The sequence below is a fragment of the Paenibacillus sp. 2TAF8 genome, assembly GCF_052114825.1.
Classification (GTDB): domain Bacteria; phylum Bacillota; class Bacilli; order Paenibacillales; family Paenibacillaceae; genus Paenibacillus.
This window is the reverse complement of record NZ_JBFRFN010000039.1, coordinates 1-15819: the sequence shown is the minus strand read 5'-3', so window position 1 is coordinate 15819 and position 15819 is coordinate 1. Positions and strand designations below refer to the sequence as shown.

General features: G+C 45.9%; 14 protein-coding genes and 2 rRNA genes. 2 read left to right on the top strand and 14 right to left on the bottom strand.

Going from position 1 to position 15819, the window contains the following annotated elements; translation table 11 throughout:
- Window positions 1-510 precede the first annotated feature (510 nt).
- The 5 genes from AB4Z30_RS29410 to AB4Z30_RS29390 all read right to left on the bottom strand — a co-directional run bounded on the left by AB4Z30_RS29410 (window position 511) and on the right by AB4Z30_RS29390 (window position 6370).
- Window positions 511-933 (bottom strand): universal stress protein, encoded by a 423-nt coding sequence (locus AB4Z30_RS29410; RefSeq protein ID WP_441931145.1) that lies wholly within the window; start codon window positions 931-933, stop codon window positions 511-513.
- 280 nt (window positions 934-1213) lie between these two features.
- Window positions 1214-2434: an MFS transporter gene (locus AB4Z30_RS29405; protein WP_441931144.1), complete on the bottom strand. Its 1221-nt coding sequence runs from the start codon at window positions 2432-2434 to the stop codon at window positions 1214-1216.
- Between the two features lie 307 nt (window positions 2435-2741).
- On the bottom strand, window positions 2742-3200 hold the full coding sequence (locus AB4Z30_RS29400) for a helix-turn-helix domain-containing protein (protein WP_441931143.1): 459 nt from the start codon (window positions 3198-3200) through the stop codon (window positions 2742-2744).
- Between the two features lie 277 nt (window positions 3201-3477).
- A complete protein-coding gene (locus tag AB4Z30_RS29395; protein ID WP_441931142.1) occupies window positions 3478-3834 on the bottom strand; it encodes an SdpI family protein in 357 nt (118 codons plus the stop codon).
- A gap of 112 nt (window positions 3835-3946) precedes the next feature.
- Window positions 3947-6370 (bottom strand): heavy metal translocating P-type ATPase, encoded by a 2424-nt coding sequence (locus tag AB4Z30_RS29390; RefSeq protein WP_441931141.1) that lies wholly within the window; start codon window positions 6368-6370, stop codon window positions 3947-3949.
- A 610-nt stretch (window positions 6371-6980) separates the two neighbouring features.
- Here AB4Z30_RS29390 and AB4Z30_RS29385 point away from each other — a divergent pair.
- A complete protein-coding gene (locus AB4Z30_RS29385) occupies window positions 6981-7352 on the top strand; it encodes an ArsR/SmtB family transcription factor (RefSeq protein ID WP_434748166.1) in 372 nt (123 codons plus the stop codon).
- A 125-nt stretch (window positions 7353-7477) separates the two neighbouring features.
- Here the strand turns inward: AB4Z30_RS29385 and AB4Z30_RS29380 are convergent, their stop codons facing one another.
- From AB4Z30_RS29380 to AB4Z30_RS29350, 7 genes are all read right to left on the bottom strand, one after another.
- Window positions 7478-8638, bottom strand: a complete 1161-nt coding sequence (locus tag AB4Z30_RS29380) for an AI-2E family transporter (RefSeq protein ID WP_441931140.1) — start codon at window positions 8636-8638, stop codon at window positions 7478-7480.
- 293 nt (window positions 8639-8931) lie between these two features.
- Window positions 8932-9957: an LLM class flavin-dependent oxidoreductase gene (locus AB4Z30_RS29375; RefSeq protein ID WP_441931139.1), complete on the bottom strand. Its 1026-nt coding sequence runs from the start codon at window positions 9955-9957 to the stop codon at window positions 8932-8934.
- 259 nt (window positions 9958-10216) lie between these two features.
- On the bottom strand, window positions 10217-10528 hold the full coding sequence (locus AB4Z30_RS29370) for an ArsR/SmtB family transcription factor (RefSeq protein ID WP_434748169.1): 312 nt from the start codon (window positions 10526-10528) through the stop codon (window positions 10217-10219).
- Between the two features lie 102 nt (window positions 10529-10630).
- The gene (locus AB4Z30_RS29365; protein WP_441931138.1) at window positions 10631-11212 is read right to left on the bottom strand and encodes an NAD(P)H-dependent oxidoreductase; all 582 of its coding nucleotides are present in this window, start codon (window positions 11210-11212) and stop codon (window positions 10631-10633) included.
- 215 nt (window positions 11213-11427) lie between these two features.
- Window positions 11428-11850 carry a MarR family winged helix-turn-helix transcriptional regulator gene (locus AB4Z30_RS29360; RefSeq protein WP_441931137.1) on the bottom strand — a complete coding sequence of 141 codons (423 nt, stop codon included), beginning with the start codon at window positions 11848-11850 and terminating at the stop codon, window positions 11428-11430.
- Between the two features lie 252 nt (window positions 11851-12102).
- Window positions 12103-12780, bottom strand: a complete 678-nt coding sequence (locus AB4Z30_RS29355) for an NAD(P)H-dependent oxidoreductase (RefSeq protein ID WP_441931136.1) — start codon at window positions 12778-12780, stop codon at window positions 12103-12105.
- A gap of 209 nt (window positions 12781-12989) precedes the next feature.
- On the bottom strand, window positions 12990-13724 hold the full coding sequence (locus AB4Z30_RS29350; protein WP_441931135.1) for a class I SAM-dependent methyltransferase: 735 nt from the start codon (window positions 13722-13724) through the stop codon (window positions 12990-12992).
- Window positions 13725-13886: 162 nt separating this feature from the next.
- Here AB4Z30_RS29350 and AB4Z30_RS29345 point away from each other — a divergent pair, with 162 nt between their 5' ends.
- Window positions 13887-15242, top strand: coding sequence for an MATE family efflux transporter (locus AB4Z30_RS29345; protein WP_441931134.1), 1356 nt, complete (start codon window positions 13887-13889; stop codon window positions 15240-15242).
- A 228-nt stretch (window positions 15243-15470) separates the two neighbouring features.
- On the opposite strand, the gene rrf is transcribed toward AB4Z30_RS29345, so the two are convergent.
- Together rrf and AB4Z30_RS29335 are read right to left on the bottom strand one after the other, a co-directional pair.
- Window positions 15471-15587 (bottom strand): 5S ribosomal RNA (gene rrf / locus AB4Z30_RS29340).
- Window positions 15588-15739: 152 nt separating this feature from the next.
- Window positions 15740-15819, bottom strand: a 23S ribosomal RNA gene (locus AB4Z30_RS29335); the annotation flags it as partial.

Here is a 15819-nt window from a genome sequence, read left to right as displayed (position 1 = left end):
CGTTCCTTCGATTCCTCACATTCTCACGATTCAGCATCAAACGCATTCATTGATACTCATCCCTTGCAAGAAAGTAACTATTTAGATAACCCCTACTCTAGTTATACACTATTTCGCGCTCATCCACCCAGTGGACGAAATGATAGAAAGTTACTCAGTAGTAATCGTTGGTCAGGCTGTGTCTGAGCATCACTACTGTGCGTTGTTATTGGTTTCCGTTACTGTGGTCCATAAGCTATAACTCTCAATATGAAAGTAGTCGGTTGAACCACAGGGCTGGCATAGGATGATACTCCTCAGCTCTAACGATCACCAGGAACCTTATTTAGCCAGATTTGAGGCGAATAGAATTCTAACGATCACCACAAACCTTATTTCATTCTAAAACACGATAATTACCCATTTTTCACACTGAAAAGACCAAATAACGTCTCTACGGATCGTTAGAATTTCAAAAGGGTATTTTTCCGCAAAATAAGCTCTCCTGAGATCGTTAGAATTGTTGCAGCTTTATTTCACCGTCAAAACCGGACATTCGGCATGCTTCAGCACACCGTGACTAACACTGCCGACTACAATCTCTGCCAGCAACCTTTTCCCGCCGGTACCTATCGCAATCAGATCAACTTGTTGTTCACGTGCAATGCGACAGATTTCTGTTACTGGATCACCTGCGACCAGCATCGTCTCATAGGACACCCCGCGGCTATCCAATTGCTCAATTACCGGCTCGATCATGTGCTTCCCTTCTTCTGCAACGCGTTCCTCCAGATCTACGCCAAGCGCGGGCTCGTTAATTGAGATCGATGGATTCACGTGCACGATAGTCAAATTGACAGAATGTTTCATCTGTTCAGCCAGCATCAGGGCCTGCTCCAAGGCCTTACTCGCATGATCCGATTCATCCACAGCGACCAATATTCGTTTTAGCATATTAATTCCTCCAGTCTGTTGATACGCACGAAATATTGTTTGTTTATTTGTTCTTATTTTCTGTTATTATTTTCTGTTCTTTTCTTCTATTCTGTTCTGTTTATTTGTTTGTTTGTTAAGGTCTGCATCCGTCAAATATCCTTAATAAAAGTTCATGGATGTTATTAGCAAAAATGAATAGGCTCTATCCACAATGTTTATTCGCGAGCGCTCAAATCGCAATATATCCATTAACCATTAGTGAGCATTGATGATCATTAATGAGCTGTGATTGATAACATTAATGAGCTGTAATCGACGCATCGATATCCCGCAGGTGACGACGGCGCATCAGCAGTACAACCACACCAATCAGCACCATCAGCGCACCGAAGTAAAACGGCGTTTCTGGCAAAAACCATTCCGATAATTTACCTGCAAGCCAAGGTGCGAGCGCACCACCCATAAACCGCACAAAGCTGTAAGCCGCAGATGCTACGGAACGTTCCACTGGTGCTGCCTCCATCACAGCTGTTGTAATCAAAGTATTGTTTATTCCAAGGAAGATACCTGCCACGATAACCGCAACGATCACCGTTGTCGATGATCCCATTACCGTACCAGCAGCCATCACCAGCAAGTCCAGCGCAAACAACGTGAGCATGACACTCATTGATGGCACGGAGCCAAATCGGCGCTGCAGCTTTGGTGCCACAAAGACGGACGTGATCGCCAGCATCAATCCCCAGCCGAAGAAGACATAACCGAGACCGTGTTCGTCCAGTTTCATGACATAAGGGGAATAAGCCATCAAGGTAAAGAATCCAAAGTTATATAAAAAGGCGGTAATCGCCAACGTTTTCAGTGAAGGGTACCCGAGCGCTTTGAACGGATCGGATAAGGTGCTGCGCGTTTTCGGTTTAGCCATTTTGGGCAACATAAACATGATGCTGATAAAAGCAATCGCCATCAGGGCTGCTACCCCGTAGAACGGGCCGCGCCAAGAGATGGAACCCAGTTCCCCGCCCAGCAGCGGTCCAACGGCAATCCCGAGACCTAATGCTGCTTCGTATAAAATAATAGCCTTGGCTGTCCCCGATGTGGACAAGCCAACAATGGCTGACAACGCGGTGGCGATGAACAAGGCATTCCCAAGTCCCCAGCCCCCGCGATAACCAACCAGCGCTCCGACCGTGTCCGATGTACCGCCAAGGAACGAAAAGACAATAATTAGCAATATACCGCTGAGCAGTGTCCATTTAACACCGATACGGCTGGATACCACACCCGTAATCAGCATGGCAATCCCGGTTACCGCGTTATAGCTGGTAAACAGCAAGGACACTTGGCTTTTAGACGCATGTAGTTGATCCGCGATGGCCGGCAATATCGGGTCTACCAGGCCGAGTCCCATAAACGAGATGATACATGCGAAGGCTACAGCCCAGACCGCTCGTGGCTGGGACAGCAGACCTCCACGGGATGACGGCAATTCGTCAGGTAGTGATGGTTCTCTTTTCATAGGTCATTCCTCCGATGTTGAATGGTATGTTGTTTTTTTGTTTTTTCAAACGTTGAAATTTTTCAGAATAATTCGTTCGTATTTTCAATACATAGGACGCCAAAACAGCACAAGCACACCGGAGTTGTTTCCAGTGTATGTACTACAGCACACAATCGTAGTTGATCCATCTCATGCCCAGATTAACTTGAGACATTCTCACAGGTTTCCAGTTCAGTTAATTCCGTTTATTTGTGAAGCTTTTTTTCACTTCTTTTCATTTCTTCTCACTTTCTTTTCTTCTCATTCAGTTCATGTTGTTAATCCATTAGTCGTTTTCATTTCCGTTCTTATGTTCAGCGCGACTTCTCAATGTTTCTATACCTGTCTTAACACGTTCTCGTAGCTCCTCCAGCTCCTGTTGTACGGCGTGAATACTCTGAAGCTTCTGCTCCAGCAACTGCAACTGACCATCCAATGTGGCTTCCATTCGGGTGAGCTTATCGATCCGTTCCTTCACCTCGGTCGTCTGCTGGTAGTCAAAACGCTGCTCGTTCAGCGCATCTGCTGTGGCTACATAGGCATGCAGTTCCTGTAATGAGAAACCGAGCACCTCTTTCGCTCGAACCACTTTCTTTAAATAATCAATGTCGTCCTGTGAATACAGCCTCGTTCCTCCATCTGTTCGCTGAGGTGAAGGCATCACACCAATCTCTTCATAATATCGAATGGTACGTTTCGTCAGTCCGCAGGCTTTGGCGACATCATCAATTTTGTATAAACTCATTTGCTCCACCTCTCTCATATGTCATTAATATTATGTACATAATTATATATAAAACTAACATTAACGTCAACGTTAGATTTTAATCATACCGTATCTCTTAGAAGGATTAATGAAATGATTCATCATATGAACCATTACCGATTTGGAGCAGAAGCTCAATGAAGACAAAAAAGACCCGCATACGCGGATCTCGATGATTATACAGGTCATTAAGTTTGTTGTTCTGCACATATTCATTAACATTACTTGTCTTGTCTTGTCTTGACCTTATTTTACCTCATTTCCCCTGCTTGTCCTGTCCCTGATCTGCTCGCTGCATCTGTTTCAGACGTCCTTCCACCCGAGTGAACAGCCTGATAGTATAAAAGCCCACAGCAACTAGACTTAACACCAATGCCCGCACATCTGTAAGCCAGAAACCGATGACACCAAAAGCCGTGATAATAAAACCAAACTGCATCATCAATGCCGAACTGTACCGCTGTGCTTCTTCCCATAACCTTGGGTCGCTCATGGCCCGTGGTGTCCGGTACCCATATATTCCGTTAATTTGTTTTGGCGGCTTCTTATACACCATCAATCCCAAAATGAAATAACATACTCCGCAGATAATCCCCAACAATGCTCCTGCCAAAATGCTCGCTCCTTCTCTTCTCTTTAACTTTCAGATCCACAACTCATCAGCCATAAAAATAGTAAAACGGCTCTACGTATATACGCAGAGCCGTGCTGTACGTTTCATCAATTTAAACGTCCTTGATTCGCAGAACCCGCATCGCATTCAGTACCGCGAGCACCGTCACACCCACATCGGAGAAAACGGCTTCCCACATGGTGGCAATCCCGAATACACCGAGCAGCAGGAAGATGGCTTTGACGCCTAATGCAAATCCGATATTCTGCCAGACGATGCGGCGTGTTCGCTTGGCAATACGGATGGCACTTGCGATTCTGGAGGGCTCATCCGTCATGATGACCACATCCGCTGCTTCAATCGCCGCGTCCGATCCAAGTCCGCCCATCGCTACACCCACATCGGCACGTGCCAGAACAGGAGTATCGTTAATGCCATCACCGACAAAGATCATCTTTTCCTTCGGTAATTTGGCCGCTTCCAGTTGCTCCAGCCGTTCGACTTTGTCCTGTGGCAGAAGTTCAGCATGAACCTCATCCACCCCAAGTTGGTGTGCAACCGCTTCGCCCACCGCTTTGGCATCACCGGTCAGCATCACTGTTTTGCGAATGCCTAGCTTTTGAAGTGCCTGTATCGCTGCCGCTGCATCATCCTTCACTTCGTCCGCAATGATCAGATGTCCGACATACTTGCCAGCTTCGGCGATATGCACGACCGTTCCGACTGTTTGCGGCTTCGTATACATAATCCCTGCCTGTTCCATCAACTTCGCGTTGCCTGCGAGCACTTCCTGACCGTTCACATTTACTTTGATTCCGTGTCCAGCTACCTCGTCATACCCATCCACACCTTGTGAGGGAATATCTTTTCCCCAAGCTGCACGAATCGATTCAGCAATCGGATGATTGGAGTTTGCTTCGGCAATCGCCGCCAGCTTCATTATTTCTTCTTCTGTACGTGCGCCATCGGGGTGAACAGATGTGACTTTGAAAACACCTTTGGTTAGTGTACCCGTTTTATCGAAAACCACCACTTTAACGTCATTCAGAGCCTCCAGATAATTACTGCCTTTGACCAGAATGCCGTTTCGCGAAGCCGCACCAATACCACCGAAGAAACCAAGCGGAATCGACACAACGAGCGCACAAGGGCATGAAATGACGAGAAACACCAGTGCACGATAGATCCAGTCCGCAAACGTTGCACCGCTAAGCAGCAAAGGTGGAACGAAGGCAATAAGCGCAGCGAGAATGACCACAACCGGTGTATAATACCGGGCAAATTTGCTGATAAAATGTTCCGTTTTCGCCTTGCGGCTGCTAGCATTCTGCACCATATCGAGAATTTTGGATACCGTGGATTCTCCAAAGGTTTTGGTGACCTCGATGGTTAACATGCCGTTTTTGTTCACAAAACCGCTGAGCACGTCACTTCCCGTCTCCAACTCCCGTGGAACAGATTCCCCTGTCAGTGCTGATGTGTCAACCATAGAGCGGCCTGCCTTCACAATACCGTCCAGAGGTACACGTTCTCCAGCCTTAACTACGATACGGTCGCCAATGCGAACCTCTTCCGGGGAGACACGCCGCGTCTCTTCCCCTGCACCTGTGAGTACATTCGCATAGTCCGGGCGAATATCCATCAGAGACTGAATTGACTTACGTGAGCGGTTGACCGCCATGCCCTGGAACAGCTCTCCGAGCTGATAGAACAGCATGACCGCAACACCTTCCGGATACTCTCCGATGGCAAACGCACCAAGCGTCGCAACCGTCATTAAGAAGTATTCATCGAACACCTGACCGCGAATGATGTTTTTAAATGCCTGTAACACGATATCGCCGCCAGCGATAATATAAGCCACTACATATAGCGCAAGCTGTGCCCAGCCATCCAGTGGTGACCATATTGCTGCGGCAAGCAGCACAGACCCAGTCGCTAGGCGAGCTAGTAGTGTTTTGGTCTGTCCGGCACCATGTTCATGTGAGTGCCCTTCATGAGCATCACCACTCTCCGCGCGGCTATGTGCACGGCTGTGGTCGTGCGCATGATTATGCCCGTGATCGTGAACATGGTCATGTGAATGTGCATGACTCTGATGTTGATGTGTGCCCGCCCCATTCGCCACCTTTGCATGCGTATGACCACTATGGAATGGAGCGTGAGTATTCGAATGATCATGATGGTCATGGTCATGATGGTGGTCGTGAGAATGGCTATGCTCTCCTACTTGCTGAGCCTCATCATCACTATTATAACTGCGTAGCGATTGGCTTTGACCCTGACGGCCTTGGCGTTTTTCCGAAATACGAATATGTGGCTCCAGCCGAAGTACCTTACGCTTTGCTTCCTCCACCACTTGCTCATCCATATCCGATGTGGTGTACATCGATAACGTTTTGGTCACAAAATTAACGGAGCATTCGTTAATGCCCTTAATTTTACTCACACCATTTTCAATCTTAAGTGCACAGTTCGCACAATCCAGTCCGTCAAGCAGCAGTTCCCTTTTCACCTGTTCCTGTCCGGTTCCCATGTGAATTCTCCCCTTTGCAGTCCGAAAAAAGTTGAACTAAAGGTATTACACGAGCACTACGATGACAGAATAACCTTCCAATCGCTGTTATCCCCAAATTTCTTTTATCCCTTTCATCTTCAGAGGGAAATTTGGTGATAAGCGTATGCTTCCGATGTAGCTTTCTTTTCAGAAAGCTTTCAGGCGAACGCTCCGCTTTTCCAGGTTTTTTCTGTCCTCTCCGTTTTTGTGTAAAAAATAGTTCATCTTTTTTTATATAATCTTGTATTTAATAATATATRAGCAATCATTCATATGTTTAATTAACCCTATTATATGCATGCCCAAACCGGAGTGTCAACACGAGTTGTTGATTTTGGATACAGAATATGCAGGGCGTGTCTGAAAACGCTGAAGGAAGCAGATTTTGCCGAATTTTCGTTCCAAGCCAGGAAGTTTACCGCAGGCGTGCCGGGGCACGTCAAGGGAAAGTGACGCAGAAGGGGGCGAAAAGGCGGTAAAAGATGCACTTCAGTCGGTTTCAAGACACGCCCTATTAGTAATCATTTCGCTTTAGGCGTTTTTTGGATATAATAGAGCTATCAGTTGTTAAACATAGGCGGTGATAGGAATGGAACAACCGGTTAAAGCTCCACATGATTGCGATGAAGCCTGCTCAGGTACGGAAGCCGATGTGCAAACCATTCGCACCTCACTTATAGATCGGGACACCTCTTCCGAGATGGCAGATTGGTTCAAAGCATTTAGTGATCCAACACGTCTACGTATTATTGATGCGCTGTTACAGAAAGAATTATGTGTGCACGATCTAACGGTGCTACTCGACATGGGTCAGTCAGCCATCTCTCATCAGCTGCGCTCACTCCGCAACATGCGGATTGTGAAGCGTCGCAAGGAAGGCAAGACGGTGTATTACTCTTTGGATGATGCTCACATTGAGCAAATTTTCCTGCAAACGCTCCAGCATATCAAACACGGCTAGGCTGCTGCCTGCCGGTTTAAACCAACAGAACCCCCGTCTCTCGGCATCAAGCCGATGGGCGGGGGTTCTGTTGTGTAAGGGAACCGTTTTAACTGAATATTTATAATCGTCCTTACCTTATTTAACTACAACAAATTGTTGTTCTTTGGATCGTACAGACCCGATTTGTCCTTGAACATATTGAAAATATGGGACACCACCACTTTGAGTACAGCGTACCCCGGAACCGCGAGCAGAATACCGACTACACCGAACAAGTTTCCTGAAGTCAGAATGACAAAGATGATGGTGATTGGATGAATTTTGAGTGTTTTACCCATAATCTGCGGCGAGATAAGTTTACCTTCAATCAACTGCACAATTGTCCACACGGCAATCATTTTCAGCAACATCACTGGCGATGTCACCAGTGCTACAATCAAAGCTGGCGTAATGGCAATCGCAGGACCCAGATAAGGAACTACACTCGTGAAGGAAGCAATGATTGCAAGAATCAGGGCATAATCCAAACCGATGACCATGTAACCGATATAAAGCAGCACACCGATACAGAAGCTGACGATAATCTGTCCACGGATAAATGAACTGATCTGGTGGTTGATATCATGCAACACATGCATTGCACCGGTACGGCTTTTGATTGGCAAAAAGGACAAAATCTTGTCTGGCAGTTTCTTGCCGTCTTTCAGCAGATAGAATAAGATGAACGGTACGGTTACGATGGATAACACCGTCTCGGTAAATGCACCAAGGAATCCGCCAAGCTTCGTCCAGGTCGAGTTGAGGATCTCGGTTGCTTTTGTGGAAATCGTGCCCCACCAATCCTGCCAGTTCATGTTAATGGTCTCCTGCACCTGGCTGAACAGCTTGTTGCCTGTCAATTCCTCGAATTGTTCCCTTACGTTTTCACTGTAAGTAGGGAAGTTGGCAATCAGCCCCATAATCTGATTACGCAACACAGGAATAACTGCTAGCACCACAATGGTCAGAATGCCGCCAATCGCGAGATAGAGAATCAGAATCCCCCAGCCTCGCTTGATTTTCCATCGCTCCATCACATCCACAAGCGGATTGAGCAGGTAATAAAGTATACCCGACAGAATAATGGGCAGGACAATCGTTTTAATTAATACCGCCAGTGGGTGGAACACAAAGGATACCTTGGTCAGCACCATAATGTTCAGTCCAACCAGTAGCAGAATTAACAGGAACAGAACAAACTTGTTGTTTAGAAAAAAACGTTTGAATCGCTCAGGCCAAACGCGGGGTTGCTCAGGTTGCTCCATAGGCTTGTCGTCCTCTCTTATGTATCTTTCTTGCATTTTAATCGCGCTTCTTGCCTGACGGGTACAATCGACTTGTACAAGCCAACATATGTATAATACTCCCGATTTATACGTATGAGCGGTTTGACCGTTTCAAATTCGCCAAGTAAAGTCATTTTACCCCAAAATGAACAACCTGCCCCACAACAATAGATTGAAAATTTCCCCATGTAAAAAACGGTCCATCTCCTTATGGAGACGAACCGTCATTTTGCTATCCGATGCTATTCGCATTCTACTGCCAAGCTACACTATTATACGTTTCCCGCCAGCTGAGCGATCAACTCATACGAATGCAGGCGTGCTTGATGATCATAGATCATCGACGTAATAATGAGTTCATCCGCCTGCGTCTGGCGAATAAAGGATTCGAGCTGCCCGCGCACCTTCTCCGGCGAACCATTTACCGCTGATTTCAACGTTTGAGCCACGGTGGCTTGCTCGCGGTCCGTCCACTTGCCATCCATCACGGCCGGCGGCTGTACTAGTCCTGTTGTCCCGCGGATAATGTTCAGGAACTGCTGTTGCATCGTTGTTCCAAGCCACGCAGCCTCTTCGTCCGTATCAGCTACCACGGCGTTCACACCTACGATCACATAAGGCTCCTTCAGACTCTCTGATGGCTGGAAGCTGTTGCGGTAGGTGTCCAAAGCGATACGTGTATAATCTGGTGAGAAGTGGCTGGCAAAAGCAAAAGGCAATCCCAGCTGGCCTGCCAGACGTGCACTGAAATCGCTGGAGCCCAGCAGATAAATCGGGATGTTCAGCCCTTCGCCGGGTACAGCGCGCACCGGTGCATGATAAGATGTTGCCGATGCATCAAAGTATGCCCGCAGCTCGGACAGCAGCTCCGGGAAGTCTTCTCCACTATTCATATCTTTGCGCAGTGCAACGGATGTACGACGGTCACTGCCGGGAGCGCGGCCTAACCCCAGATCAATGCGGCCTGGATATAAGGATTCAAGCGTACCGAACTGCTCAGCAATCACAAGCGGGGCGTGGTTCGGCAGCATAATGCCACCTGAGCCTACACGAATGGTCTTGGTTCCGCCCGCAAGGTGACCAATGACAACCGAAGTTGCAGATGAAGCGATGCCTGGCATATTGTGATGTTCAGCTACCCAGTAGCGATGATAGCCCCAGCGCTCGGCATGTTGTGCCAGTTCCAGACTGTTGCGAAGGGCATCCGCTGGGGTTGATCCCACCACGACGGGTGCAAGGTCAAGCACCGAAAGTTTGACGTCTTGAATATGTTCTTTATGTTGATTTGCAGTATTCATTAACATTCATACTCCTTTGTAATTATATTTTCGTATATCCAGATAAATAGATATAAATAAGCAAAAATGGACTTGATAACTGACAATTAAATCATGTGTTCCGTAGACACATTCTTTTCTTACATGTGGCCATGTTCCAAAAAGTATCTCAAGTCAACGTGTACACAACAGATGTCCTTGCAACGTATAGCCGTTCACATCCGGACGGAATCTCCTGCTTGCTGCATTTTTCATCCTGGCTTCCGTTCCGGCATCCGGCTTACAACTCATGCTGTACGTACTCAGCAAAAGCCTGTATCGTCTCTTCATTGCGGCGATAGTACGTCCATTGTCCTCTGCGCTCCGATAAAAGCAACCCTGCCTTAAGCATCGTCAACAAATAACTGGAAATGACAGACTGTGCAAGTCCAGCCTTCAGTTGAATCGTGCCCACACAGATACCATTCTTTCCGCCATCCGGATGATGAGATAGCTCAAGTGGTGAGAAGTGTTGCTCCGGGTTTTTCAGCCACAGCAGGATCTGTCTGCGTGTCTCATTGGATAGTGCTTTGAAAATGAGTATAGGTTCCATGGGTCGATTATACCCCCTTTTTGACCTTTTGCCAAACCCCATAAACTAACAAACCGACTCATCAAGAGTCGGCTTGGCACTTCACATCTGATCAATCATATGTTAGAAACGTGTTGTTACCGTCTGTTTCACTTCATCCAGCATCGCTTGATATGCAGCATCATCCAGATATCCAATACCACCGAAGAGCAGATGGCCTACTGGCTCGATTCCTACAAAATCAAAAATACCTGCGTCAGACGTTAGCTTCAGCGCATCGGTCATACCGATTTGATCATACACTTCCTTTGGTGTTCCATGTGTACTGATCATAAGACCCTTTTTGCCAGTTAACAATTTCTCAATTCCTGCCGCGCCTGATGCATATGCAAATCCGTAAGCAAATACCCGGTCAACGTACCCTTTCAAAATAGCCGGAAGACCCGTCCACCAGATTGGATAGATGAACGTAATCGCTTCTGCCTCTGTTACGTATTGCTGCTCTACTGCGATATCTTGCGGAGTCTGTCCTGCACGCATCGAAGCTGTATCCGCCTCTGTTAGTACCGGCTGGAAGCCTAGCTGATACAGATCACGAACAACAACCTCATGACCCTCTGCTTCCAGAGCTGTCACGGCTGTAGACAAAATGGCTTTATTGAAGCTGTCGGTGTGCGGGTGAGCGTATACGATAAGATGTTTCATGTTTAATTCCTCCTCGATTAGATACAAAAAATATTTTCACAATGAAGCACTGTTACTAAAATATTAACGATTAAATCCCCTCCACATACATAGACATCTATATATATGGGCAAAAAAACCTTCTGTTTCTACCTTCAAACAAGCCCTCAATACATCTTAATATAGTGTACAGATAAGCATCTGGAGCTAAAAACAGAAGACGATATGCCGACGGGTTAAAACCGTCTGACAATCTTGGACAGTAAATTCTCCAACTGCTCTGACTGCTCTTCAGACAGATCAGCATAGATCATCTGGTTAATCTGATCTGACACTTTGCGGAAGATCGGCTCAAGCTGCTTTCCTTTGTCCGTAAGACGAATCATGGTCACTCGGCTATCCTCAGCGCTCTTACTGCGTTCGACATAACCCAGCTTCTCCAGCTTGTTGACAAGCACCGTTACTGTAGGTTGCGTACGCTGAATACGTTCAGCCAGCATTTTGATCGACAATGTCTCTTCACGATATAGAAACATAAGGACATCTCCATGAGAAGGCACAATGCCTGTTATCTCATACTGTTCGAGTTCATAAACAATTCGTTTGTTCACATGATCTCTAATTCGTGCAATCATTGCAAAAGCATTATGTTTTAACATAAGCTCATTATACATAGATATCTATGTATTTTCAACTACTCATTTATGTAGATACACACAGGCGAAATAAAACATCCCTTGTAATGTGATACCGTAAGGTATGTTACAAGGGCTATTGTTATACAACAAATGGGAGTGGTTTTATACAAGGTGAGATGTTGCATTTTATTTGGTTCTGTGTGAGTCGTTATTATTCACAGTTAGAATCCTGATAGGTTGCCTCAATTACATGCCAGGATTCCTGATATTAGTTTAGTTAATCCAGTGTGTAATTTGTTCAATAGACTGGCGTGATTTCTCCCGATGTGGCTCCTCTGCACGGTAACCAAAGGCTGCCATCACCGACACATCCCATGCACCGTCCTCAAGTAGTCCGGCTTCTTCCAGAATACGATGCACCTCTGCATAGTTGAAACCCTCAATCGGACAAGAATCAATACCAATCTGAGCCGCTGCAGTCATCATATTGCCGAGTGCAATATATGTCTGTTTTGATGCCCAGTCAAGCAACGTTTTTGCATTTTGAAGGAAGCCCTGATTGTTCTGAAAATTACCGTAAGCTGCACTTGTCAGCTCATAAACATCATCAGGCATATTCTGAACCTCTTTCAGCATGTACTCTGCATAAGGAGAGTTGTAGCTTGCATCCGTCCGAGCCAAGATCACAATGAAGTGACTGGCTGTAGCCAATTGGCGTTTTGCACCAGACGACACCTCCGACAAACGCTGGCGGAATTCCGGATTTTGCACAATTAAAAACTTCCATGGCTCAAACCCGATGGAGCTTGGAGACAGGCGGCCTGTTTCCAGTATGAAAGCAAAGTCCTCTTCTGTAATTTTACGTGATGCATCAAATAACTTCGTGGCATGACGGAACTGAAATGCCTGCAAAATCTCTTCTTTTTTCTTTGTCTTTACAGTATTGTCCAATCTCTCCACGTCCTTTGTTTTATATTAGATGTGAACCCGCATATCAATGGAATTTGTATGCTGTTAATGACCTAGGTATCAGTTTAGATGTTATATGACTAATTGAAAAGTACGCACCTTATTGTACCTTGGTTCCTAAAAGTAAGTTCTATTTAACAAAAACGGTTCACATTATAGTCTTGAAAGTCATGATCTATAGAGGCCCATAATTATTCTTTCGTTGCAGCTATCATCAGAAACATCGGTCTTCGAATCTCGTCTGACATACCGGGAATCTGCTCCATCATCTCCAAAGAGGGTTTGGATTCTGCCACCTGATCAATCACGAAGCCTGCACGAATCAATTCATTCAGATGTGTTGCCAATGTCCGATGATACTTCACCACATCATGATCCAAAAAGTTTGCGATCCGCTGTCCTTGTTCATGATAATGATCCACAGGCCAATGCAGTTTCTCCCCTTGRGCATCATAATGCCAGTCCTGCTCTGCACGAGCGGTGAATATCGGATGTTCAACAGATAAGATAAACATCCCGCCAGAGACTAGACAATGATTGATTTTACGATACACTTCATGCAAATGTTCGATGTAATGCAGAGCAAGTGAGCTAATAACCACATCGAACTGATTCTGTTCAAAATGAATATCTTCGATGGCCAACTGCCGATATTCAATCTGTGGATCATTCGTCAGCTCACGTGCACGCTGCAGCATATTTTCGGATAAGTCTACACCGATGACTGAAGCCGCCTTTCGTTCACGCGCATATCGGCAATGCCAGCCGAAACCGCATCCCAAATCAAGTACTCGTTTATCCTTCAGATCAGGTAATAATGTTTGTAGTTCATGCCATTCCCCAGCTGCATCCAGCCCTCCAACGAAGCGATCCATCTTGCTATAATTCTGAAAGAATGTATCTTCATCATACTTGTTTTGCTTCATTTATCTTACCTCCCTGCGTAAATCCTCTCTCATACTCTATCAAATAAACGGTGTGAATTTCAGAAAAGTTGCCAATTGAATTGTACTCATGTTATTATACAGAACGAACGTTCAGTATAATATATTTCAGTGAGCACTATAATTTTACAAACGGAGGTCATTATGAGTACGAATTGGACGCATCCACTTGAGAGGCAAACGGTAGGCAAAGCTTTTATCAGCTATCTGGTGCCTTCAGTCCTGGGGATGCTGGTCATTGCATTGAACTTTATTATTGACGGCATCATGGTCGGGCACAAACTTGGGTCAACCGCCATGGCTGGAATCGGCATCGCTTCTCCTGTATACACCTTGTTTGTGGCGATGTCTTTGTGGATCGGCATGGGCGGAGCTACATTATACTCTAATCATATGGGCAGGAAAGAACATCAGAAGGCCAAAGAAGTGTTCACCAAATCCATTATTCTCATTGCGCTGGCTACAGTGGTTATTGGTTACACGGCCTTTACATTCAAAGATAAACTCGTATATGCACTGGGTGCAAATGCTGACACTTTTCCCTTCGCGGCCGACTATATGAATATCATGTTACTTTTTGGGTTTGTTTTTACGATCGAAAATGCATTATCCGTGTTTGTTCGCAACGATGGAGGTCCAAACACCTCAATGTATGCCCAGATTACCTTTGCTGTGGCCAACATTGTAATCAACTATATTACGTTATATGTGCTGGAGTGGGGAGTACGCGGGGTTGCACTTGGCACCATTGTATCAGCGGCTCTGGCATTGCTCGTTCTGTTCAGTCACTTTTTCAAAAAATCAAATAATCTTACATTCACAAAGTTCACATGGAGTACCAAATTGCTAGGCATCATTGCCCTCATTGGCTTTCCCAGCTTCCTGGCTGAACTCGGTATGTCCGTCTTTTCGGTTTCACATAACATCTCGATGGAACGGATTGGAGGTACGGATGGTGTTGCCTCGTTTACGGTTTTAAATTATATCCACGGGGTTGTCTTAATGGCATTCCTTGGTCTAGCTTCTGCTGCACAGCCTCTGATCAGTTATTATCATGGTGCACAGCGATCAGAACGAGTTCAAGAGACCATTCGCATTGCTGTTAAAACAGCCTTAACTTGCGGTGTAGTTCTGCTTCTCGTCGTTCAAGTCGGAGCCCCATATTTTGTACAAATCTTTGGTAACTTCAGCAGTAGTGTAACGGATCGTGCTGTATACGGACTGCGGATCTTCACTATCGCCTATGTATTTATGGGAGTAAACTTTGTCATGAGTACGTACTTCCAGTCCATAGGTAATGCCAAAATGGCCATCTGGATCACAGCCGCACGCGAGATGATTATTATGCTTGCTCTGATTGCAGTCCTGCCTTCATTCTTTGGTGTAACGGGTGTATGGCTGGCTGTGCCCTTATCCGAAATGCTCGTGCTGATCACGATAGCACTCTATTATCGCAAACGCTCCGTGACCGAGCGGATCGGCCTGTTACAAGCTGATTAAGCATCTTAAGCATCATTGAGATTCGAAGAAGCAAAATAGATGTAGTATGGATTGTCCAGTATGTTGAACTAATAGATCGAATCTAAGCCCAGCCTGATCTCTGAAGAATTAGGCTGGGCTTAGTCCGTTGTACAAATGTATGAACAATCGTATCCTCAATAGCACGGGTAAGAGTATAGATAATACAAAAAGACACACCTGATTTTCATCAAGGTGTGTCTTTAATTTGCTTGGCGGCGTCCTACTCTCCCAGGACCCTGCGGTCCAAGTACCATCGGCGCTAGAGGGCTTAACGGTCGTGTTCGGGATGGGTACGTGTGGAACCCCTCCGCCATCGCCACCAAACGCGATTGGATCGAAGCTACGGCTTCTTCCATTCATTCAGAACTGAAAATCATACACACATTCCGTGATGTACCCATTTTCAYTTCMTTCAGAGTGTTGTTCTCTGAAAACTAGATTCGAAACGAARCGCACGCGACTTAAAACTTGCATATTTGGATAAGCCCTCGACCGATTAGTACTGGTCAGCTCCATGCATTGCTGCACTTCCACCCCCAGCCTATCTACCTCGTCG